Raw genomic sequence first — 20,146 nt, forward strand, 5'->3', positions numbered from 1 at the left:
CACGTGTCACTGATCGCTTCTGACCACTTCCGCATCGTTGTCGGCCTCGGCAAGAGCGGCATGTCCCTGGTTCGCTTCCTGGCGAACCGGGGCATTGCCTTTGCCGTGGCCGATACGCGGGAAAATCCACCGGAGCTGGCCACCCTGCGCCGTGACTATCCGCAGGTGGAAGTGCGTTGTGGCGAGCTGGATGTCGAATTCCTTTGCCGTGCCGATGAGCTCTACGTGAGCCCCGGCCTGGCCCTGGCGACTCCGGCCCTGCAAGCGGCGGCAGCCCGTGGCGTGAAATTGTCCGGCGATATCGAGCTGTTCGCGCGTCACGCGAAGGCGCCGATTGTCGCCATCAGCGGTTCCAACGCAAAAAGCACCGTCACCACCCTGGTGGGCGAGATGGCCGCGGCGGCCGGCAAGCGCGTCGCCGTCGGCGGCAACCTCGGCACCCCGGCGCTGGATTTGCTCAGTGACGACGTCGAGCTGTACGTGATGGAACTGTCGAGCTTCCAACTGGAAACCACCGACCACCTCGGTGCCGAAGTGGCCACCGTGCTCAATGTCAGCGAAGACCATATGGACCGCTACAGCGGCCTGCCGGCTTATCACCTGGCCAAGCACCGGATCTTCCGTGGCGCGAGGCAGGTGGTGGTCAATCGTCAGGACGCCTTGTCCCGGCCGCTGATGAGCGAAGGCCTGCCGTGCTGGACCTTCGGCCTCGGCAAACCGGACTTCAAGGCCTTCGGCTTGCGTGAAGAGAACGGCGAAAAGTACCTGGCCTTCGAATTCCAGAACCTGATGCCGGTGAGCGAGCTGCGGATTCGCGGCGCCCACAACCAGGCCAATGCCCTGGCGGCCCTGGCCCTGGGCCATGCGGTCGGGCTGCCGTTCGACGCCATGCTCTCGAGCCTGCGGACTTTCTCCGGTCTCGAACATCGCTGCCAGTGGGTGCGCGAGTTGAACGGCGTGAACTACTACAACGACTCCAAGGCCACCAACGTCGGTGCGGCGCTGGCCGCCATCGAAGGCCTCGGGGCCGACATTGCCGGCAAAGTTGTGCTGATCGCCGGTGGCGACGGCAAGGGTGCTGACTTCAGCGGCCTGCGCGGCCCGGTCGCGGCCAACTGCCGTGCGGTGGTCCTGCTTGGCCGCGATGCCGAGCTCCTGGCCCAGGGCCTGGGTGACGATGTGCCGCTGGTTCGCGTGCAGAGCCTGGACGAGGCCGTGCAACGCTGTGCCGAGTTGGCCGAGCCGGGTGACGCGGTGCTGCTGTCGCCAGCCTGTGCCAGCTTCGACATGTTCAAGAACTATGAAGAACGCGGACGCCTGTTCGCCCGGGCCGTGGAGGGGTTGGTATGAGTTTCAACATCATCAAGCCCTATCCGTCGCCGATTATCAGCGGGCATGGCATTGACGTCGATTTCCCGATGCTGGCCGGCGCCTTGGGCCTGTTGGGCCTGGGCCTGGTGATGATCACCTCGGCGTCGTCGGAAGTCGCCGCCGTGCAGTCGGGCAACGCGCTGTACCACATGATTCGCCACCTGATCTACATGGTCATCGGCCTGGGTGCCTGCATCGCCACCATGATGGTGCCGATCGCCACCTGGCAGCGCATGGGCTTCATGATGCTGGTGGGCGCCTTCGGCTTGCTGGTCATGGTGCTGCTACCGGGCATCGGCCGCGAGGTGAACGGTTCGATGCGCTGGATCGGCTTCAGCTTCTTCAACGTGCAGCCCTCGGAAATCGCCAAGGTCTTCGTGGTGATCTACCTCGCCGGTTACCTGGTACGGCGCCAGAAGGAAGTCCGCGAAAGCTGGATGGGCTTCTTCAAGCCCTTCATCGTGTTGTTGCCGATGGCCGGGCTGTTGCTGATGGAACCGGACTTCGGTGCCACCGTGGTGATGATGGGCGCGGCGGCGGCAATGCTGTTCCTCGGCGGGGTCGGGCTGTTGCGCTTCGGCCTGATGGTCATGCTCGCGGTGGTGGCGGTGGTGGTGCTGATCAAGGCGCAACCCTACCGGATGGCGCGTTTGACCACCTTTACCGACCCCTGGGCCGACCAGTTCGGTTCCGGCTACCAGCTGACCCAGGCGCTGATCGCCTTCGGGCGCGGCGAATGGCTGGGCGTGGGCCTGGGCAACAGCGTGCAGAAACAGTTCTACCTGCCTGAAGCGCACACCGACTTCGTGTTCTCCGTCCTGGCCGAAGAGTTGGGGGCGGTGGGTTCGCTGCTCACGGTCGCACTGTTCGTTTTCGTCAGTGTGCGGGCCATGTACATCGGCCTCTGGGCGGAAAAGGCCAAGCAGTACTTTGCCGCCTATATGGCCTACGGCCTGGCGTTCCTGTGGATCGGTCAGTTCCTGATCAATATCGGTGTGAACGTCGGCCTGTTGCCGACCAAGGGCCTGACCCTGCCGTTCCTCAGTTACGGCGGCAGTTCGTTGGTGATCTGCTGTGCCCAGCTCGGCTTGTTGCTGCGTATCGAGTGGGAGAGTCGAACCCATCTGGGCAGTGAAGAGATGGAGTTCGATGAAAGTGACTTCGCCGAGGAGTCACCCCATGGCCGATAAAGTGCTGATCATGGCCGGCGGCACCGGCGGGCACGTGTTCCCGGCGCTGGCCTGCGCGCGGGAATTCCAGGCGCGCGGCTACGAGGTGCACTGGTTGGGCACGCCGCGGGGTATCGAGAACGAACTGGTGCCAGGCGCCGGCCTGCCGTTGCACCTGATCCAGGTCACGGGCCTGCGGGGCAAGGGCAAGCTGTCGTTGCTCAAGGCACCGTTCGTCCTGCTCAAGGCTGTATGGCAGGCACGCAAGGTCATGCGTGAACTGAAGCCGGTCTGTGTGCTGGGCTTTGGCGGTTACGTGACCGGCCCCGGTGGCGTCGCCGCGCGGATGGCCGGTATTCCGGTGATCGTTCATGAACAGAACGCCGTGGCGGGTACCGCCAATCGGCTGCTGGTGCCCTTGGCGACCCGGGTCTGCGAAGCTTTCCCGAATACCTTCGGCGCCTCGGGCAAACGTCGGACCACCGGTAACCCGGTGCGCACCGAACTGTTCCTGGAAACCCCGCGCCAGGACCTCGCCGGACGCCGCGCGCGCCTGCTGATCCTGGGTGGCAGCCTGGGTGCCGAACCGTTGAACAAGCTGTTGCCCGAAGCCCTGGCGCAAGTGCCGGCCGAGTACCGCCCGGAAGTGTTTCATCAGGCCGGACGCAATCACGACGAAATCACCGCCGAACGCTACCAGGCGGTCGGCGTCGAGGCGCAAGTGGCGCCCTTTATCAAAGACATGGCCCAAGCCTATGGCTGGGCCGACCTGGTGGTCTGCCGTGCCGGCGCCTTGACCGTCAGTGAACTGGCCGCCGCCGGTCTGCCCTCGTTGCTGGTGCCCTTGCCCCATGCGATCGACGATCACCAGACCCGCAATGCCGAATATCTGGCCGGGGAGGGCGCTGCCTTCCTGCTGCCGCAAAGAACGACTGGCGCCGCCGACCTGGCGGCTCGCCTGACAGAGGTTTTGATGCAACCGGAACGACTGAACAGCATGGCGCGCACTGCCCGCCGCCTGGCCAAGCCAGATGCCACCCGCACCGTGGTCGAAATCTGCCTGGAGGTGGCCCATGGTTGAGAATCAGAAAGCCATGCCGCAACCGGAAATGCGCCGTATCCGTCGTATCCACTTCGTCGGTATCGGCGGCGTGGGCATGTGCGGGATTGCCGAAGTGTTGTTGAACCTGGGCTATGAAGTGTCCGGTTCCGACCTGAAAACCTCGCCGGTGACCGAACGTCTCGAGTCCTTTGGTGCCCACATCTTTATCGGCCATCGTGCCGAGAACGCCGCCGAGGCCGATGTGCTGGTGGTGTCGAGTGCCGTGAACAAATCCAACCCGGAAGTCGCCACCGCCCTGGAGCGACGCATTCCGGTGGTGCCGCGCGCCGAGATGCTGGCCGAGCTGATGCGTTATCGCCACGGTATCGCCGTCGCCGGTACCCATGGCAAGACCACCACCACCAGCCTGATCGCCTCGGTGTTCGCCGCCGGTGGCCTCGATCCGACCTTTGTCATCGGTGGCCGGCTGAATGCCGCCGGCACCAATGCCCAGCTCGGCACCAGCCGTTACCTGATCGCCGAAGCCGATGAAAGCGACGCCAGCTTCCTGCACCTGCAACCGCTGGTCGCCGTGGTCACCAACATCGACGCCGACCACATGGACACTTACGAAGGCGACTTCAACAAACTGAAGAAGACCTTCGTCGAGTTCCTCCACAACCTGCCGTTCTACGGCCTGGCCGTGGTCTGCCTGGACGATCCGGTGGTCCGCGAGATCCTCCCGCAGATCGCCCGTCCGACCGTGACCTACGGGGTCCACGAAGACGCCGACGTGCGCGCGATCAATATTCGCCAAGCCGGCATGCAGACCCACTTCACCGTGCTGCGCCGCGACCGCGAGCCGCTGAACGTGTCGGTGAACATGCCCGGCAACCATAACGTGCTCAATTCCCTGGCAACCATCGCCATCGCCACCGACGAGGGCATCAGCGATGAAGCCATCGTCCAGGGGCTGTCGGGCTTCCAGGGCGTCGGCCGGCGCTTCCAGGTCTACGGCGAACTGCCGGTGGACGGCGGCAGCGTGATGCTGGTGGACGACTACGGTCACCACCCGACCGAAGTCGCGGCGGTGATCAAGGCTGTCCGCGGTGGCTGGCCGGAGCGCCGCCTGGTGATGGTCTACCAGCCGCACCGCTACACCCGCACCCGCGACCTGTACGACGATTTCGTCCAGGTGCTGGCCGACGCCAATGTCCTGCTGTTGATGGAAGTCTATCCGGCCGGCGAGGAAGCGATTCCGGGCGCGGACAGCCGCCAGCTGTGCCGCAGCATTCGTCAGCGCGGCCAGCTCGACCCGATCTATATCGAGCGTGGTGTCGAGCTGGCTCCGCTGGTCAAGCCGCTGTTGCTGCCCGGTGACATCCTGCTCTGCCAGGGGGCCGGCGATATCGGTGGCCTTGCCCCGCAATTGCTCAAGAGCCCGCTGTTCGCCACTGCCGTAGCCAGCCAGGAGAAGTCGAAATGACCGCTGCCTACGCCAACCTGTTCTCGACCGCCCCGCCGAAATCCTTCGGCCGCGTCGCCGTGCTGTTCGGCGGCAAGAGCGCCGAGCGCGAGGTCTCGCTGAAGTCCGGCAACGCGGTGCTCGAAGCGCTGCAAAGCGCCGGTGTCGATGCTTTCGGTATCGATGTGGGCGACGATTTCCTGCAACGCCTGCTCAATGAAAAGATCGACCGCGCCTTTATCATCCTGCACGGTCGCGGCGGTGAAGACGGCAGCATGCAAGGCCTGCTCGAATGCCTGGGGATTCCCTACACCGGCAGCGGCATCCTCGCCTCGGCGCTGGCCATGGACAAGCTGCGGACCAAGCAGGTCTGGCACAGCCTGGGGATTCCGACACCGCGTCACGCCGTGTTGAGTTCCGCGGCCGACTGTATTTCAGCCGGCGCGGAACTGGGGTTCCCTTTGATCGTCAAACCTGCTCATGAAGGCTCCAGTATTGGGATGGCCAAAGTGACCTGTGCCGACGATCTGATCGCCGCCTGGAAAGCCGCCGCCGCCTACGATTCGCAAGTATTGGTCGAACAATGGATTCAAGGTCCGGAGTTCACCATCGCCACCCTGCGCGACCAGATCCTGCCGCCGATTGCCCTCGGCACCCCGCATTCGTTCTATGACTACGACGCCAAGTACCTGGCGTCCGATACCCAGTATCGGATTCCCTGCGGCCTCGATAGCACCAAGGAAAAAGAATTGATGGACCTCACGGCCAAGGCCTGCGAGGCGCTCGGTATCGCCGGTTGGGGCCGGGCCGACGTGATGCAGGACGCCGACGGGCAGTTCTGGTTCCTGGAAGTCAACACCGCGCCGGGCATGACTGACCACAGTCTGGTCCCCATGGCCGCGCGGGCCGCCGGCCTGGACTTCCAGCAGTTGGTGCTGGCGATCCTGGCGGCCAGTGTAGAGGCGCGAGGTTAAGACCATGCAAGGCGCATCGATTCGTCATCAGTCACCCGCCCCCGGCCGTAACAAGCCGGTGCCGCGGGGTGCCAGCCGGATGGTGGCTAAAGAGCCGATGTCGGTGCGCCTGCCGAAAGCCAACTTCAGCATTTTCAAGCGCCTGATGTGGCCGGTGCTGCTGGTGGCCCTGGGTTTCGGCACCTACGAAGGTGCCCAGCGCCTGTTGCCCTATGCCGATCGGCCGATCAGCAAGATCAACGTGCAGGGCGACCTGAGCTACATCAGCCAGCAGGCGGTGCAGCAGCGGATCGCGCCGTACGTCGCGTCGAGCTTCTTCACCATCGACCTGGCGAGCATGCGCGCGGAGCTTGAGACCATGCCGTGGATCGCCCACGCCGAGGTCCGGCGTGTGTGGCCGGACCAGGTGGTGATCCGCCTGGAAGAGCAATTGCCGGTGGCCCGCTGGGGCGATGGGGCGCTGTTGAACAACCAGGGCCAGGCGTTCGCGCCACGGGAACTGGCGAACTACGAGCATCTACCGCAGCTGTTCGGTCCCCAACGGGCCCAGCAGCAGGTGATGCAGCAGTATCAGGTGTTGAGTCAGATGCTGCGCCCGCTGGGTTTCTCGATTGCCCGGCTGGAGCTGCGTGAACGTGGCAGCTGGTTTCTGACCACCGGCGCGGGCAGCGCGGGGCCGGGAATCGAGCTGTTGTTGGGCCGCGACCATCTGGTCGAGAAGATGCGCCGTTTTATTGCCATTTATGAAAAAACGCTGAAAGAACAGATTACGAACATTGCCAGCATCGATCTGCGTTATTCCAACGGCCTGGCCGTCGGATGGCGGGAACCTGTGGCACCCGTGACGGCCAAACCCGCCGTTGCGAAGAATTAAGAAGAGGCAGGACCATGGCAAACGTGCAAAGCGGCAAAATGATCGTCGGGCTGGATATCGGTACCTCCAAGGTGGTGGCGCTGGTGGGCGAGGTCGCGGCCGATGGCACGCTGGAAATCGTCGGTATCGGCACCCACCCTTCCCGTGGCCTGAAGAAGGGCGTGGTGGTGAATATCGAGTCCACCGTGCAATCGATCCAGCGCGCGGTAGAAGAAGCGCAACTGATGGCCGGTTGCCGGATCCACTCGGCGTTCGTCGGCGTGGCGGGTAATCACATCCGCAGCCTGAACTCCCACGGTATCGTCGCGATCCGCGACCGCGAAGTCAGTGCGGCGGACCTCGAGCGCGTGCTCGATGCGGCCCAGGCCGTGGCGATCCCGGCGGACCAGCGGGTCCTGCACACCCTGCCGCAGGACTACGTGATCGACAACCAGGAAGGCGTTCGCGAGCCCCTGGGCATGTCCGGCGTACGCCTGGAAGCCAAGGTCCACGTGGTCACCTGCGCGGTCAACGCGGCACAGAACATCGAGAAGTGCGTGCGTCGCTGCGGTCTGGAAATCGACGACATCATTCTCGAGCAACTGGCCTCGGCGTACTCGGTCCTGACCGACGACGAGAAAGAGCTGGGCGTGTGCCTGGTGGACATCGGCGGCGGCACCACCGACATCGCGATCTTCACCGAAGGCGCGATCCGTCATACCGCGGTAATCCCGATTGCCGGCGACCAGGTGACCAACGACATCGCCATGGCGTTGCGTACCCCGACCCAGTACGCCGAAGAGATCAAGATCCGCTACGCCTGTGCCCTGGCGAAACTAGCCGGTGCCGGTGAAACCATCAAGGTGCCGAGCGTCGGCGACCGTCCGCCGCGCGAACTGTCGCGCCAGGCCCTGGCCGAAGTGGTCGAGCCGCGCTACGACGAACTGTTCACCCTGATCCAGGCCGAGCTGCGTCGCAGCGGCTACGAGGACCTGATTCCGGCCGGCATCGTGCTGACCGGCGGTACCTCGAAGATGGAAGGCGCGGTCGAACTGGCCGAAGAGATTTTCCACATGCCGGTGCGCCTGGGCGTGCCGCACAGCGTCAAAGGGCTGTCGGACGTGGTCCGCAACCCGATCTATTCAACTGGGGTAGGGCTGTTGCTGTACGGGCTGCAAAAGCAGTCGGACGGCATTTCCCTGTCCGGCTACAACGGCGGCAACAGAAACGACTATCGCGATGAAGAACAGAAAGCACCTGTGCTGGAGCGCTTGAAGCGTTGGGTTCAGGGCAACTTTTAAAGTTTCAAAGCAGTAGAAGTAGGCGAAAAAACTAGAGAATGAAAGGAGAGGGAACATGTTCGAACTCGTAGACAACGTCCCACAAAGTCCGGTAATCAAGGTTATCGGCGTAGGCGGTGGCGGCGGCAACGCCGTTAACCACATGGTCAAGAGCAACATTGAAGGCGTCGAGTTCATCTGCGCCAACACCGATGCCCAGGCCCTGAAAAACATTGGCGCGCGGACTATCCTGCAACTGGGTACCGGCGTGACCAAGGGCCTGGGTGCTGGCGCCAATCCGGAAGTCGGTCGTCAGGCCGCTCTGGAAGATCGCGAGCGCATCGCCGAAGTGCTGCAAGGCACCAACATGGTGTTCATCACCACCGGCATGGGTGGCGGTACCGGTACCGGTGCGGCCCCGATCATTGCCGAAGTGGCGAAGGAAATGGGCATCCTCACCGTTGCGGTGGTGACCCGTCCGTTCCCGTTCGAAGGCCGCAAGCGCATGCAGATCGCCGATGAAGGCATCCGCGCGCTGAGCGAAAGCGTCGACTCGTTGATCACCATTCCCAACGAGAAGCTGCTGACCATCCTGGGCAAGGACGCCAGCCTGCTGTCGGCTTTCGCCAAGGCTGACGATGTACTCGCCGGTGCCGTTCGCGGTATCTCCGACATCATCAAGCGTCCGGGCATGATCAACGTCGACTTCGCCGACGTCCGTACCGTGATGAGCGAAATGGGCATGGCGATGATGGGCACTGGCTGCGCCAGCGGTCCTAACCGTGCACGTGAAGCGACCGAGGCGGCGATTCGCAACCCGCTGCTGGAAGACGTCAACCTGCAAGGCGCGCGCGGCATCCTGGTGAATATCACCGCCGGTCCTGACCTGTCCCTGGGTGAGTACTCCGACGTGGGTAGCATCATCGAAGCCTTCGCGTCCGAGCACGCCATGGTCAAGGTCGGTACCGTTATCGATCCGGACATGCGCGACGAGCTGCACGTGACCGTGGTCGCCACCGGCCTGGGTGCGCGTATCGAGAAGCCTGTGAAGGTCATCGACAATACGCTGCAAACCAGCCAATCGGCTGCCGCCCAGACGCAAGCCCCGGCGCGTCATGAGCTGCCATCGGTGAACTACCGTGACCTGGATCGTCCGACCGTCATGCGCAACCAGGCTCAGGCCGGTGCTGCGACTGCCGCGAAGATGAACCCGCAGGATGACCTGGACTATCTGGATATCCCGGCTTTCCTGCGTCGCCAGGCCGATTGATGGAATGTATCAGGAGTATTAGGGTGATTGGTGTTCAGCAAAGGCCTGGTCTGCTATCATCGCCAGCCTTTGTTGATACCTGTTCGCAATTTGCGCTGAAGCGGCCCATGCCATGATTAAACAACGCACCCTGAAAAATATTATCCGTGCTACAGGTGTCGGCCTGCACTCCGGCGAGAAGGTCTATCTGACCCTCAAGCCAGCGCCTGTGGACACCGGTATCGTGTTTTGTCGTGCCGACCTCGACCCTGTCGTGCAGATCCCTGCTCGCGCGGAAAATGTCGGTGAAACCACGATGTCGACCACGTTGGTCAACGGTGACGTCAAGGTGGACACGGTTGAGCACTTGCTCTCGGCCATGGCCGGCCTGGGCATCGATAACGCCTACGTCGAGCTCTCCGCGTCCGAAGTCCCGATCATGGATGGTAGCGCTGGACCCTTCGTATTCCTGATTCAATCTGCCGGCCTGGAAGAACAGGACGCAGCCAAGAAGTTCATCCGCATCCTTCGTGAAGTCTCAGTGGAAGACGGCGACAAGCGCGCCACTTTCGTGCCTTTCGAAGGTTTCAAGGTGAGCTTTGAGATCGATTTCGATCACCCGGTGTTCCGTGACCGCATCCAGAGTGCCAGCGTGGATTTTTCCAGCACTTCGTTCGTAAAAGAAGTCAGCCGCGCCCGGACCTTTGGTTTCATGAGTGATATCGAGTACCTGCGCAAGCACAACCTCGCACTCGGCGGTAGCGTGGAAAACGCCATCGTGGTGGATTCGGACGGTGTACTGAACGAAGACGGCCTTCGTTACGAAGACGAATTCGTCAAACACAAGATCCTCGACGCTATCGGTGACCTCTACCTGCTGGGCAATAGCCTGATTGGTGAGTTCAAAGGCTTCAAGTCCGGTCACGCCCTGAACAACCAGCTTCTGCGTAAGCTCATCGAGCAGAAAGATGCCTGGGAAGTGGTGACCTTCGAAGACGCCAGCACCGCGCCGATCTCTTACATGCGTCCCGTTGCGGCCGTGTAACGACTCTCTCCTTTTGTTGTATTTGAAAGCCGCCCCCCGGGCGGCTTTTTTTATGCCTGTTCCTGTAGGAACAGGCTTGCTCGCGAAAGCGGTCGGGTAGTCAGTCAGTGCAGGGCTTGAGCGCCATGCAAGGCTTTTACGCGGCTTGCTAGTGATCGAGGCTGGTATGCACCGCGCGGTCGCGGCCTTCGTGCTTGGCCAGGTACAGCGCCTGGTCGGCTTTGCGCAGCAGTTGCTCCACAGTGCCGTCGCTGGGCGGCGAGGCAGTGCTGGCGCCGATGCTGACGGTGATCGCCTGCCGGTCGCCCTTGAAGGGCGCCAGTGCGGCCATGGCCGTCCTGATCTTTTGCGCCAGGCTCATTGCCCCCAGCTCATCGGTTTCCGGCAACACCACGGCAAACTCTTCGCCGCCATACCGCGCCGCCATGTCGCCAGGACGCCGGATGTTGTCACTGATCACCTGCGCCAGCCGCCGCAAGGCCTCGTCGCCGACCGGGTGGCCATGGCGGTCGTTGAAGGCCTTGAAGTGATCGGCATCGATCATCAGCAGCGACAGCGGTTTGCCGGAGCGCTGAGCCCGTGCCCATTCGGTCGCCAGGGTCTGGTCCAGCGCCCGGCGATTGGCCAGGCCGGTCAGCGAGTCGGTGGCGGCCAGTTGCGCCAGCTCCTGCTCGGCGCGCTGACGTCGGCGTAGCTCCCGGGCCAACAGCCAACTGAGCCAGAGCAGGCCGATGCAGAGCACGCCCGTGGCCAGGCCGACCAGGCGGGTCGTGCGTTTCCAGGCGCCATAGACTTCGTCGGCGGACTGGGCCACGATCACGATCAGCGGTAGCTCGCCCACCTGGGAAAAGGTATAGAGCCGCTCGCTGCCATCGATCCCCGAGGTGGCGCTGAAGCTGCCGTTGCCTTGTTTCAGGATCCGGATGAAGTTGGGGTAGTTGCTGAAGTTCTGGCCGGTCAGCTCGTCGGGCAACGGTGTTTGCCGGGACAGCAGCGTGCCGTCGGTGCTGACCAGGCTGATGGAGCCGCCTTTGCCGACGCTCAGGTTCATGAACAGTTCGTCGAAGTAACTCAGGCGCATCCCGGCTGCGGCCACGCCGAGGAACTCGCCATCCGCGGAGGTGACCCGGCGACTGAAACTGATCAGCCAGGGATACGGGGGCCGGCGGGACTTGAACGGATGGCTGATCATCAGTCTCGGGTCAGGGTCGCTCTCGTGGGACTGGAAATACTCGCGATCGGAAAAATTCTCGGCCCTCGGGGTGACCGATAAAGAGTCGGCGATCACATTGCCCAGTCGGTCGAGTAACAGGATGTCGCCTTTGTGCGAGGTGCTCGACGCCCGGTCGAACAGCGCGAGATGACGGACCTCGGCGGGAACCGTGAGCAGGTCCTGGCGCTGCGAGGCCTGGATCAGCCCCTCCAGCGCCAGGTCGTAGAGCTCGATGTTGCGCAACACATCGGCGTCGATCAACTGCACGATATTGTTCGCCGAGCGTGCGGCGGCCTCGGTGGCGCTGTCGCGCTCACGGATCAGCAGGAAGATCACGATGGCAAGCATGGCGACCACCGTCATCCCGCTGACCAGCATCAGCAAGGTTTGCGGCTTGACGGTCTTTGCCGGGGCGTGAGGAATGGTGGCACTCTCGAACGTACGGGTTATTGGCGCATGTATACGGCCCACGCAAGAAAAAGGCCAGTCTCGAGCGACCGGCCTGTGGTGTTTTGTCCCAGGAGCGCTTCAGGCCGGAAGGTAGAGGCCGAAGGTATTGATCCCATCGCGGCTGCGCACGAACACGTCGCCGCCGTGCATCAGGGCGATGGCCTTGACGATCGCCAGCCCCAGCCCGTGGTTGGCGCCGCTGTTGCTGCGTGAGGCATCGACCCGGTAGAAGCGTTCGAACAACCGCGAAAGATGCTCGGCGGCAATCGCTTCGCCAGGGTTGGACACGCCGATGGCGACCCGCTCGCCCTCGCGTTCGATGCGCACCACGATCACCTGCCCCGGCACCGTGTGCTGCACCGCATTGCTCAGCAGGTTGATCAGCGCCCGGCGCAGGTGGGCGATTTCGATCTGTACCTGGGCATCGCCGCTGACCCGCACCTGGACCTGGGCGTCTTCGAGGATGAAGTCCAGGTAGTCCAGGGTGGTCGCCACCTCGCCGGCCAGCGAGGCGCTGATCAGCTTGGTGGCCTTGCTGCCCTGGTCGGCACTGGCGAGGAACAGCATGTCGTTGATGATCGAACGCAGGCGTTCCAGCTCTTCGAGGTTCGATTGCAGGACCTCGAAATAATGCTCGGCCGAGCGTCCGCGGGTCAGGGCCACCTGGGTCTGGCCAATCAGGTTGGTCAGTGGCGAGCGCAGTTCATGGGCGACGTCGGCGTTGAACGACTCCAGGCGCGAATAGGCATGTTCGACGCGTTCCAGGGTCGAGTTGAAGGAGTTGACGAACTGGCTGAGCTCCGGCGGCAGCGGTGACAACTGCAGGCGCCCGGACAGCCGTGGCGGGGCCAGCTTCTGCGCCTCCTCGGACAGCTTGATCAAGGGTTTCAGGCCGATTCGCGTCACCCAGTAACCCAGCGCGGACGCCAGGGCGATGCCGATGATGGCCAAGCCGATCAGGGCGATCAGCAGGTGGTGCTGGGTCTGCCGGAAGGTTTCGGTGTCGATGGCGATCAGGAACTTCAATGGCGGGCGCGGCCCCTTGGCCGCCAGGGCGTTGACCAGCACCTTGAAGGGGTAGGCGTGCCCCGGCAAGCGCAGGTCGCGCATGCCCGCGGGGCCTTCGGCAAAGGTGCGAACCAGGGCGTCGGGCGCGCCGTACTCGTAGTTGCTATCGCCGCTGACCACCCAGAAACGAATGCGCTTGTCTTCTTCGCCCAACTGCTTGAGCTTGGCGCTGACCTTGGCCCAGTGGTCCAGGGTGCTGTCACGATTGAGCGACGACAGCAGCACGCTGTAGCGCGCCTCCAGTTCGGCTTCCGGCAGCAGGCCGAGGCCTTTGCCCACCTGCTGGTACAGGGCCCAGCCGATCAACAGGAACACCAGCAGCGCCACGCCGCTGAACAGCAGGCTCAGGCGCAGGGCGATGCTGTTAGTGGGCACCGCGACTCTCCAGCACGTAGCCCATGCCGCGGATGGTGTGCAGCAATTTCTGTTCGAACGGCCCGTCGAGCTTGGCCCGCAGGCGCTTGATCGCCACTTCGACGACGTTGGCGTCGCTGTCGAAGTTGATGTCCCAGACCATCTCGGCTATGGAAGTCTTGGAGAGGATCTCGCCCTGGCGCCGGGCCAGGACGCTGAGCAGCGAGAACTCCTTGGCGGTCAGGTCCAGGCGCACGCCGGCGCGGCTGGCCTTGCGGCTGATCAGGTCGACCCAGAGGTCGGCGACGCTGATCTGCACCGGCTCGTGGCCGCCGCCGCTGCGCCGGGTCAGGGCCTGCAGGCGGGCCACCAGTTCGAGGAAGGAAAAGGGTTTGCCCAGGTAATCGTCGGCGCCCTCGCGCAGGCCGCGAATACGGTCTTCGACGCGCTCGCGGGCGGTGAGCATGATCACCGGGGTCTGCTTGCGCGCGCGCAGCGCCTTGAGTACGCCGAAGCCATCCAGCTCCGGCAGCATCACGTCGAGGATGATCACCGCGTAGTCGCTTTCCAGCGCCAGGTGCAGACCGCCGACGCCATCCCGGGCGAGGTCCACGGTGTAGCCCTGCTCGGTCAGGCCGCGGTGCAGGTAGTCGGCGGTTTTTTCTTCGTCTTCGATAATCAGAACGCGCATGAACCCGCCTCAGAGTGTGATCGCCGGCGCGGGCGCCGGTGTCGGCCGATGGAAGAGCCGCTCAAGCCACAAGTATATGACGGGGGTGGTAAAGAGCGTCAGCGCCTGGCTCACCAGCAGGCCGCCGACCACGGCGATCCCCAGGGGTTGGCGCAATTCGGCGCCGGTGCCGTGGCCGAGCATCAGCGGCAGGGCACCGAGCAGGGCGGCCAGGGTGGTCATGATGATCGGCCGGAACCGGGTGATACAGGCCTTGTAGATCGCGTCCTCCGGCGACAGCCCGCCACGCTGGGCTTCCAGGGCGAAGTCGATCATCAGGATGCCGTTCTTTTTCACGATGCCGATCAGCAGCACCAGGCCGATCAGCGCCATGATCGAGAAGTCCTGGCCCAGCAGCCAGAGCATGATCAGTGCGCCGAGACCGGCGGACGGCAGGGTCGAAATGATCGTCAGCGGGTGCACGAAACTTTCGTAGAGCACCCCGAGGATGATGTAGACCGCCACCAGCGCCGCGAGGATCAGCCACGGCTGGCTTGCCAGGGAACTCTGGAAGGCCTGGGCCGCGCCCTGGAAGTAACCGTTCACCGAGGCCGGCATGCCGATCTCGTTCTTCGCCTGGTTGAGTTGCAGCACCGCGTCACCCAGGGCCACGCCAGGGGCCAGGTTGAACGACAGGTTGGCGGCCGGGAACATGCCGTCATGGCTGATGGACAACGGGCCGCTGGTGGGCACGTCGAAACGCGCCAGGGCCGAGAGCGGGACCATCTCGCCGGTCAGCGGCGAACGCAGGTAGAAGTAGTTCAGGCTTTCGGCCTTGCCGCGTTGTGCGGCATCCAGTTCGAGGATCACGTTGTACTGGTTGATCTCGGTCTGGTATTCGTTGATCTGCCGTTGGCCGAAGGCGTCGTAGAGGGCTTCGTCGACATCGCTGGTGGTCAGGCCGAAACGCGCCGCGGCGCTGCGGTCGATGTTGATATGGGTGATGCTGCCGCCCAGTTGCAGGTCGTTGGACAGGTCGCGAAACGCCGGGTTGGCCCGCAGTTTTTCCGTCAGGCGCTGGGTCCAGGTGTTCAGCGTGTCGCCGTCATTGCTCTTGAGCACGTACTGGTACTGGGCCCGGCTCGGGCCGGAACTGAGGTTGATGTCCTGGCCCGCGCGCAGGTAGAGCACGATGCCGGGAATCTTCATCAGTTGCGGGCGAATCCGGTCGATAAATGCGCTGGCTGACACATCCCGCTGGTCCTGGGGCTTGAGGGCAATCCAGAAACGGCCGTTGGCGATGGTCTGGTTGCTGCCGGACACCCCCACCGAATGGGAGAACGCTTCCACCGCCGGGTCGGCCGCGACGATCTCGGCCAGGGCCTTGTGCTTGGCCACCATATCGGCGAAGGACACGTCGGCGGCGGCCTCGGTGGTGCCGAGGACAAAGCCGGTGTCCTGGATCGGGAAGAAACCCTTGGGAATGAACACATAACCGGCGATGGCCAGGCACAGGGTCACGCAGAACAATCCGAACATGGTTTTCTGGTGCGCCAGGGCCCGGCGCAGGCCACGCTCGTAGACGGCCAGCAGGCGTTCGCCGAAGCCCGGTTTCGAATGTTCGTGATGCACTGGCGCGCGCATGAACAGCGCGGCCAGGGTGGGGGCCAGGGTCAGCGAGACCACCACCGAAATCAGGATGGTCGAGGTCGCGGTCAGGGCGAACTCCTTGAACAGCCGGCCGACCACGCCGCCCATGAACAGCAGCGGAATGAATGCGGCGATCAGCGAGAAGCTGATGGAAACCACGGTAAAGCCGATCTCCCCGGCGCCCTTGATCGCCGCTTCGCGCATGCCGTCGCCGGCCTCGAGGTGACGGTGGATGTTTTCCACCACGACAATCGCATCGTCGACCACAAAGCCGACGGCGATGACGATCGCCACCAGGGTCAGGTTGTTCAGGCTGAAGCCCATCACGTACATCAGGGCAAAGCTGGCCACCAGGGACACGCCGAGCACCGAGGAAACGATCAGGGTCGCCGAGAGTTGGCGCAGGAACAGCGCCATCACCGCCACCACCAGCAGGATGGCGATCAGCAGGGTCATTTCCACTTCATGCAGCGAGGCGCGGATGGTCTGGGTCCGGTCGATCAGCACCTTGACCTGCACCGAGGCCGGCAGCATGGCTTCGAGGCCCGGCAGGGCGGCCTGGATGCGGTCCACGGTCTCGACGATGTTGGCCCCCGGTTGGCGGGAAATCACCAGGTTGACCCCCGGTTCGTCGCCGGACCAGGCCTGTACGTAGGCGTCCTCGGAACCGCGGATGACCCGGGCGACATCCTTGAGCTGGACCGGCGCGCCATCCTTGTAGGAGACGATCAACTGGTCGTATTCCTCCGGTTGGAACAACTGGTCGTTGGTCGACAGGGTAGAAATGCTCGACTTGCCGTACAGCGCGCCCTTGGCCAGGTTGAGGCTGGTCTGCTGGATCGCCTGGCGCACGTCCGCCAGGGTCAGACCGATGGCCGCCAGCTTGTCAGCCGACACCTGGACCCGGATGGCCGGGCGCTGCTGGCCGGTGATGTTGATCTGGCCGACGCCGTCGATCTGGCTGAGCTGACGGGCCAGCAGGGTTTCGGCGTAGTCGCTGAGTTCGGTGCCGGGCATCTGGCTGGAGCTGACACTGAGGATCAGCACCGGGCTGTCGGCCGGGTTGACCTTGCGCCAGGTCGGCAGGGTCGGCATGTCCTTGGGCAGCTTGCCCGAGGCGGTGTTGATCGCCGCCTGGACTTCCTGGGCGGCGGTGTCGATGCTTTTGCTGAGGGTGAACTGCAACGTCAGGGTGGTGGTGCCCAGGGCGCTGCTGGAGGTCATCTGGGTCATGCCGGGGATGGCGCTGAATTGCACTTCCAGCGGTGTGGCGACCGAGGACGCCATGGTTTGCGGGCTGGCGCCGGGGAGCTGGGCGGAGACCTGGATGGTCGGGAACTCGGCTTCCGGCAGCGGCGCCAGGGGCAGGCGCGGGAAGGCGATCGCCCCGAGCAGCACCAGGGCGAAGGTCAGCAGGATGGTCGCCACCGGATGGTCGATGCACCAGGCTGAAACGCCGCGACTTTCCTTGATCATGGCTTGGACTCCACGGCGGCCTGGCGGTCAGCTATTTTCGGCTGGCCCTGCACTTCGATCCGCGACGTCGGCTTGAGCCGCGACTGGCCGTCGCTGACCAGCACATCGCCGGCCTGCACGCCGGTGATGATGTTCAGGTCGCTGTCCTGGTAGGCCATCTGCACCGGCACCACTTCCACGCCGTCGCCTTTGACCCGGTAGACGAAGTAGTTGTCCAGGCCGCGCTGGACCACCACGGGCGGCACCACCAGGGCGTTGCGCTCGAGGGTGGTCTGGATCTTGATGTTCACCAGTTGGCCCGGCCAGAGTTTCTGGCCCTTGTTGCTGAATTCGGCCTTGGCCTTGATGGTCCCCGTGCCCGCCGTGACCTGGTTGTCGATCAGGGTCAGGTGACCTTCGCCGAGCAGCAGGCCGCTATGCCCGTCGTCGCCGAGGAACGCCCGGACCGGCGCCGGCGGGACAGTGCTGAGCAAGCCTTGCAGGGTCGGCAACATTTGCTGGGGCAGGGAGAACTCCACGGCGATCGGGTCGATCTGGGTCACCGAGAACAGGCCCTGGGCATCGCTCATGCGCAGGAAGTTGCCTTCGTCCACGGCACGGATACCGACTCTGCCGGTGACCGGCGAGTGGATCTGGGTATAGGACAGTTGCACCTGCGCCGCGGCAATCGCCGCCTGGTTGCCTTGGGCGGTGGCTTTCAACTGATTGACCAGCGCTTGTTGCTGGTCGTAGGTCTGCTTGGAAATGCCGTCATCGACGGTCAGCAACTTGTAGCGCTTGAGGTCGACTTCCGCCACCTGCAACTGCGCCTGGCTTTGCGCCAGCTGGGCCTTGGCCTGCGCCAGGCTGGCCTGGATCGAACGGTCGTCGAGGGTCGCCAGCAGGTCACCTTCCTTGACCAGTTGCCCTTCCTTGACCAGCAGCTTGGTGAGAATGCCGTCGATCTGCGGGCGGATCACCACGCTGTGCAGCGACAGCACCGAACCGATACCGCTGACATAACGCGGCACGTCCTGCTGGACCACGCTGACCACCGTGACCGGCACGGCGGTGTTGGCCGTGGGTTTGGCCTTGGGGGCTCGGGTCAGGGTCCAGGTCGCGGCAGCGGCCACGAGGACCACCAGGCCAAGGATCAACGCGGTTTTCTTCGGGATACGCATGCTGTCAGGACGCCGGGACAAAGGGATAGGAAGGTGAATGCTGGCAGAACAGTAGCTCCTTTATAACCCCCCAACCGGGTCAGCAAGGTGACGGCTACCTGACAGGGCTGTCAGAAAACCGTCCGTTTTATAACACGCCCGGCTATTAAAGCCGCTATCGCTTTGGCCGATAACGATAAAGAGTGTCACGGGCGTACAAACACTATTGATATATCCTACGGATGATTCTTTGTTTTCTGGTGCATAGGCCCGTCGTGATCTTTACTGGTTAATACCGACCCTGCTTTGGGAGTGTTGGAAATGAACGGGAAAATAATAAGTCTCAGTGTGCTGGTGCTGATGGCCGGCAGTTTCAACGTGCAAGCGGCGAACAATACCGGTCAGATCAGGTTCTCCGGGGCGATCGTGGAGTCCGGTTGCGAAGTCGGGACACCGGCAACCGGTCATTTCGGGCCCGATAGCCGATTGCTCAAAGTCTCTTCCGCAGTGAATTTGAATGTCGATACAGCGGTCAACGCCTGTCGCGGTGGGCGGGTGCCTTTTAGCGCCAGCTATCAGCCCCTGGCGTCGAGTGTCGCGACGCGGCAGTCGGCAACGCAAGGCGTGGTCACCATCACGTACAACTAAGTTGTACGTGGGCTCAAACACCCGCCGTTGCCGGTTGTGTGTATAGACGGGCTGCCGGACAGGTAAAAATCCGGCGGCCTGCACGAGCGCGCAGGCCCGCCACTTGGTCATACCGGAAAAAGGGTACTGTTTGCAGCTGTTTGGCAGGATATCAAAGTAATGTCAGTGTGCTGGAGAGTTGTATTTTAACGATAGGTTGTTTCGTTGAAAGAGTGTGAGCGTTAAACAGTTATTGTTCTTTTTTCTTGGGGTTTTGAATGACGCCGGGCTCTGACAGTATCGGCGTTCCTCTTTGTAAGCGTGCTCTTAGTTTTCCAGTCGAGAAGGGCTTACAGCGTAATAAATTCTTCGGGTCTATAGTGCTCGCCACCCAAGTAATGGGTGCAAACGAATTAACTCGAAGGATTGTGTTCGCATGAAAAAAATATCTATGACCCTGGCCTTATTGGCGGCAACCCTGGGGGCAATCACTACCGCACAGGCCGCCAACAATGGCACGCTGAACTTTACCGGTGCCTTGACCAACACCAGTTGTGAAGTGTCTTCCGGGGGCGGTTCGGCCGATAACATTCCGGTGGACCTGGGCCGTGTGTCGTTTGCCGATATCGGTAACCGCACCGACTCGCGACTGGGCACCGCAAAAGACATCGACCTGGTGGTGACCTGCCTGCAACCGGCGGCGGAGAACACCGTGCATATGTCGTTCCGGCCATCACAAACCGACGCCAACGATCCTTACCTGTTGACCACCGCCGGGGCCGCCAAGGGCGTCGGCATCGGCCTGGTACGCCGCGAAAGCGACACCTTCCTCAACATCCAGGATCCCACCGACACCATTGATGGCGTCCTTGAGGCCAGCGGTACCGGCTCGCGCGGCGAACTGGCCCTGCGGGCGGTGTTCGTCAAGAACGGTGTGGCCACGGTCCCCGGTGCCGCAACAGGCACCGTGCCTTTTGTCCTGACTTATAACTAAGTGGCTTTCTTGAACGGGGCTTTGCACAGCTCCGTTCTTTTTTCATTGAAATGGGTA

The 20,146-nt window shown here is 63.1% G+C and carries 16 protein-coding genes; 11 read left to right on the forward strand and 5 right to left on the reverse strand.

What is annotated here, in order from left to right; all coding sequences use genetic code 11:
* Positions 1–3: 3 nt before the first annotated feature.
* The 9 genes from murD to lpxC all read left to right on the forward strand — a co-directional run bounded on the left by murD (position 4) and on the right by lpxC (position 10,448).
* Entirely contained in the window at positions 4–1,350 is a 1,347-nt protein-coding gene (gene murD, locus CWE01_RS14925; RefSeq protein WP_100941301.1) for a UDP-N-acetylmuramoyl-L-alanine--D-glutamate ligase, read from the forward strand.
* Positions 1,347–2,561: a putative lipid II flippase FtsW gene (gene ftsW, locus CWE01_RS14930; RefSeq protein ID WP_100941302.1), complete on the forward strand. Its 1,215-nt coding sequence runs from the start codon at positions 1,347–1,349 to the stop codon at positions 2,559–2,561. Before murD ends, ftsW begins: the two co-directional genes overlap by 4 nt.
* On the forward strand, positions 2,551–3,621 hold the full coding sequence (murG, locus tag CWE01_RS14935) for an undecaprenyldiphospho-muramoylpentapeptide beta-N-acetylglucosaminyltransferase (RefSeq protein ID WP_100941303.1): 1,071 nt from the start codon (positions 2,551–2,553) through the stop codon (positions 3,619–3,621). Before ftsW ends, murG begins: the two co-directional genes overlap by 11 nt.
* On the forward strand, positions 3,614–5,068 hold the full coding sequence (gene murC / locus CWE01_RS14940) for a UDP-N-acetylmuramate--L-alanine ligase (protein WP_100941304.1): 1,455 nt from the start codon (positions 3,614–3,616) through the stop codon (positions 5,066–5,068). The genes murG and murC overlap by 8 nt, the downstream gene beginning before the upstream one ends.
* Entirely contained in the window at positions 5,065–6,021 is a 957-nt protein-coding gene (locus tag CWE01_RS14945; RefSeq protein WP_100941305.1) for a D-alanine--D-alanine ligase, read from the forward strand. Before murC ends, CWE01_RS14945 begins: the two co-directional genes overlap by 4 nt.
* A 4-nt stretch (positions 6,022–6,025) precedes the next feature.
* Positions 6,026–6,895, forward strand: coding sequence for a cell division protein FtsQ/DivIB (locus tag CWE01_RS14950; protein ID WP_100941306.1), 870 nt, complete (start codon positions 6,026–6,028; stop codon positions 6,893–6,895).
* Positions 6,896–6,909: 14 nt separating this feature from the next.
* The gene (gene ftsA, locus CWE01_RS14955) at positions 6,910–8,175 is read left to right on the forward strand and encodes a cell division protein FtsA (RefSeq protein ID WP_100941307.1); all 1,266 of its coding nucleotides are present in this window, start codon (positions 6,910–6,912) and stop codon (positions 8,173–8,175) included.
* 55 nt (positions 8,176–8,230) lie between these two features.
* The gene (gene ftsZ, locus CWE01_RS14960; RefSeq protein WP_100941308.1) at positions 8,231–9,424 is read left to right on the forward strand and encodes a cell division protein FtsZ; all 1,194 of its coding nucleotides are present in this window, start codon (positions 8,231–8,233) and stop codon (positions 9,422–9,424) included.
* 112 nt (positions 9,425–9,536) lie between these two features.
* Entirely contained in the window at positions 9,537–10,448 is a 912-nt protein-coding gene (lpxC, locus tag CWE01_RS14965; protein ID WP_100941309.1) for a UDP-3-O-acyl-N-acetylglucosamine deacetylase, read from the forward strand.
* A 148-nt stretch (positions 10,449–10,596) separates the two neighbouring features.
* Here the strand turns inward: lpxC and CWE01_RS14970 are convergent, their stop codons facing one another.
* From CWE01_RS14970 to CWE01_RS14990, 5 genes are all read right to left on the reverse strand, one after another.
* Positions 10,597–12,039: a diguanylate cyclase gene (locus CWE01_RS14970; protein WP_100941310.1), complete on the reverse strand. Its 1,443-nt coding sequence runs from the start codon at positions 12,037–12,039 to the stop codon at positions 10,597–10,599.
* A gap of 150 nt (positions 12,040–12,189) precedes the next feature.
* The gene (locus CWE01_RS14975; RefSeq protein ID WP_100941311.1) at positions 12,190–13,554 is read right to left on the reverse strand and encodes a heavy metal sensor histidine kinase; all 1,365 of its coding nucleotides are present in this window, start codon (positions 13,552–13,554) and stop codon (positions 12,190–12,192) included.
* Positions 13,544–14,224, reverse strand: coding sequence for a heavy metal response regulator transcription factor (locus CWE01_RS14980; protein ID WP_100941312.1), 681 nt, complete (start codon positions 14,222–14,224; stop codon positions 13,544–13,546). The genes CWE01_RS14975 and CWE01_RS14980 overlap by 11 nt, the downstream gene beginning before the upstream one ends.
* A gap of 9 nt (positions 14,225–14,233) precedes the next feature.
* The gene (locus CWE01_RS14985; protein WP_100941313.1) at positions 14,234–17,329 is read right to left on the reverse strand and encodes a multidrug efflux RND transporter permease subunit; all 3,096 of its coding nucleotides are present in this window, start codon (positions 17,327–17,329) and stop codon (positions 14,234–14,236) included.
* Positions 17,326–18,489 (reverse strand): efflux RND transporter periplasmic adaptor subunit, encoded by a 1,164-nt coding sequence (locus tag CWE01_RS14990; protein WP_100941314.1) that lies wholly within the window; start codon positions 18,487–18,489, stop codon positions 17,326–17,328. The genes CWE01_RS14985 and CWE01_RS14990 overlap by 4 nt, the downstream gene beginning before the upstream one ends.
* A gap of 300 nt (positions 18,490–18,789) precedes the next feature.
* On the opposite strand from CWE01_RS14990, the gene CWE01_RS14995 reads away from it, so the two are divergent.
* Complete coding sequence (locus tag CWE01_RS14995) at positions 18,790–19,116, forward strand: hypothetical protein (protein ID WP_100941315.1); 327 nt, start codon at positions 18,790–18,792, stop codon at positions 19,114–19,116.
* Positions 19,117–19,531: 415 nt separating this feature from the next.
* A complete protein-coding gene (locus tag CWE01_RS15000; protein ID WP_100941316.1) occupies positions 19,532–20,089 on the forward strand; it encodes a fimbrial protein in 558 nt (185 codons plus the stop codon).
* The last annotated feature ends 57 nt before the right edge of the window (positions 20,090–20,146 follow it).

Origin of the sequence: Pseudomonas sp. QS1027 (assembly GCF_002814235.1) — a bacterium.
In the GTDB taxonomy this organism is placed as follows: domain Bacteria; phylum Pseudomonadota; class Gammaproteobacteria; order Pseudomonadales; family Pseudomonadaceae; genus Aquipseudomonas.

Excerpts from the sequence above, each read along its gene's own strand:
- ftsZ (WP_100941308.1), top strand. The coding sequence starts at position 8,231 with ATGTTCGAACTCGTAGACAACGTCCCACAAAGTCCGGTAATCAAGGTT.
- CWE01_RS14980 (WP_100941312.1), bottom strand. The coding sequence starts at position 14,224 with ATGCGCGTTCTGATTATCGAAGACGAAGAAAAAACCGCCGACTACCTG.
- lpxC (WP_100941309.1), top strand. The coding sequence starts at position 9,537 with ATGATTAAACAACGCACCCTGAAAAATATTATCCGTGCTACAGGTGTC.
- CWE01_RS14950 (WP_100941306.1), top strand. The coding sequence starts at position 6,026 with ATGCAAGGCGCATCGATTCGTCATCAGTCACCCGCCCCCGGCCGTAAC.
- ftsW (WP_100941302.1), top strand. The coding sequence starts at position 1,347 with ATGAGTTTCAACATCATCAAGCCCTATCCGTCGCCGATTATCAGCGGG.
- ftsA (WP_100941307.1), top strand. The coding sequence starts at position 6,910 with ATGGCAAACGTGCAAAGCGGCAAAATGATCGTCGGGCTGGATATCGGT.
- murG (WP_100941303.1), top strand. The coding sequence starts at position 2,551 with ATGGCCGATAAAGTGCTGATCATGGCCGGCGGCACCGGCGGGCACGTG.
- CWE01_RS14945 (WP_100941305.1), top strand. The coding sequence starts at position 5,065 with ATGACCGCTGCCTACGCCAACCTGTTCTCGACCGCCCCGCCGAAATCC.
- CWE01_RS14995 (WP_100941315.1), top strand. The coding sequence starts at position 18,790 with ATGAACGGGAAAATAATAAGTCTCAGTGTGCTGGTGCTGATGGCCGGC.
- CWE01_RS14990 (WP_100941314.1), bottom strand. The coding sequence starts at position 18,489 with ATGCGTATCCCGAAGAAAACCGCGTTGATCCTTGGCCTGGTGGTCCTC.
- CWE01_RS15000 (WP_100941316.1), top strand. The coding sequence starts at position 19,532 with ATGAAAAAAATATCTATGACCCTGGCCTTATTGGCGGCAACCCTGGGG.
- CWE01_RS14970 (WP_100941310.1), bottom strand. The coding sequence starts at position 12,039 with ATGCTGGTCAGCGGGATGACGGTGGTCGCCATGCTTGCCATCGTGATC.
- murC (WP_100941304.1), top strand. The coding sequence starts at position 3,614 with ATGGTTGAGAATCAGAAAGCCATGCCGCAACCGGAAATGCGCCGTATC.
- CWE01_RS14985 (WP_100941313.1), bottom strand. The coding sequence starts at position 17,329 with ATGATCAAGGAAAGTCGCGGCGTTTCAGCCTGGTGCATCGACCATCCG.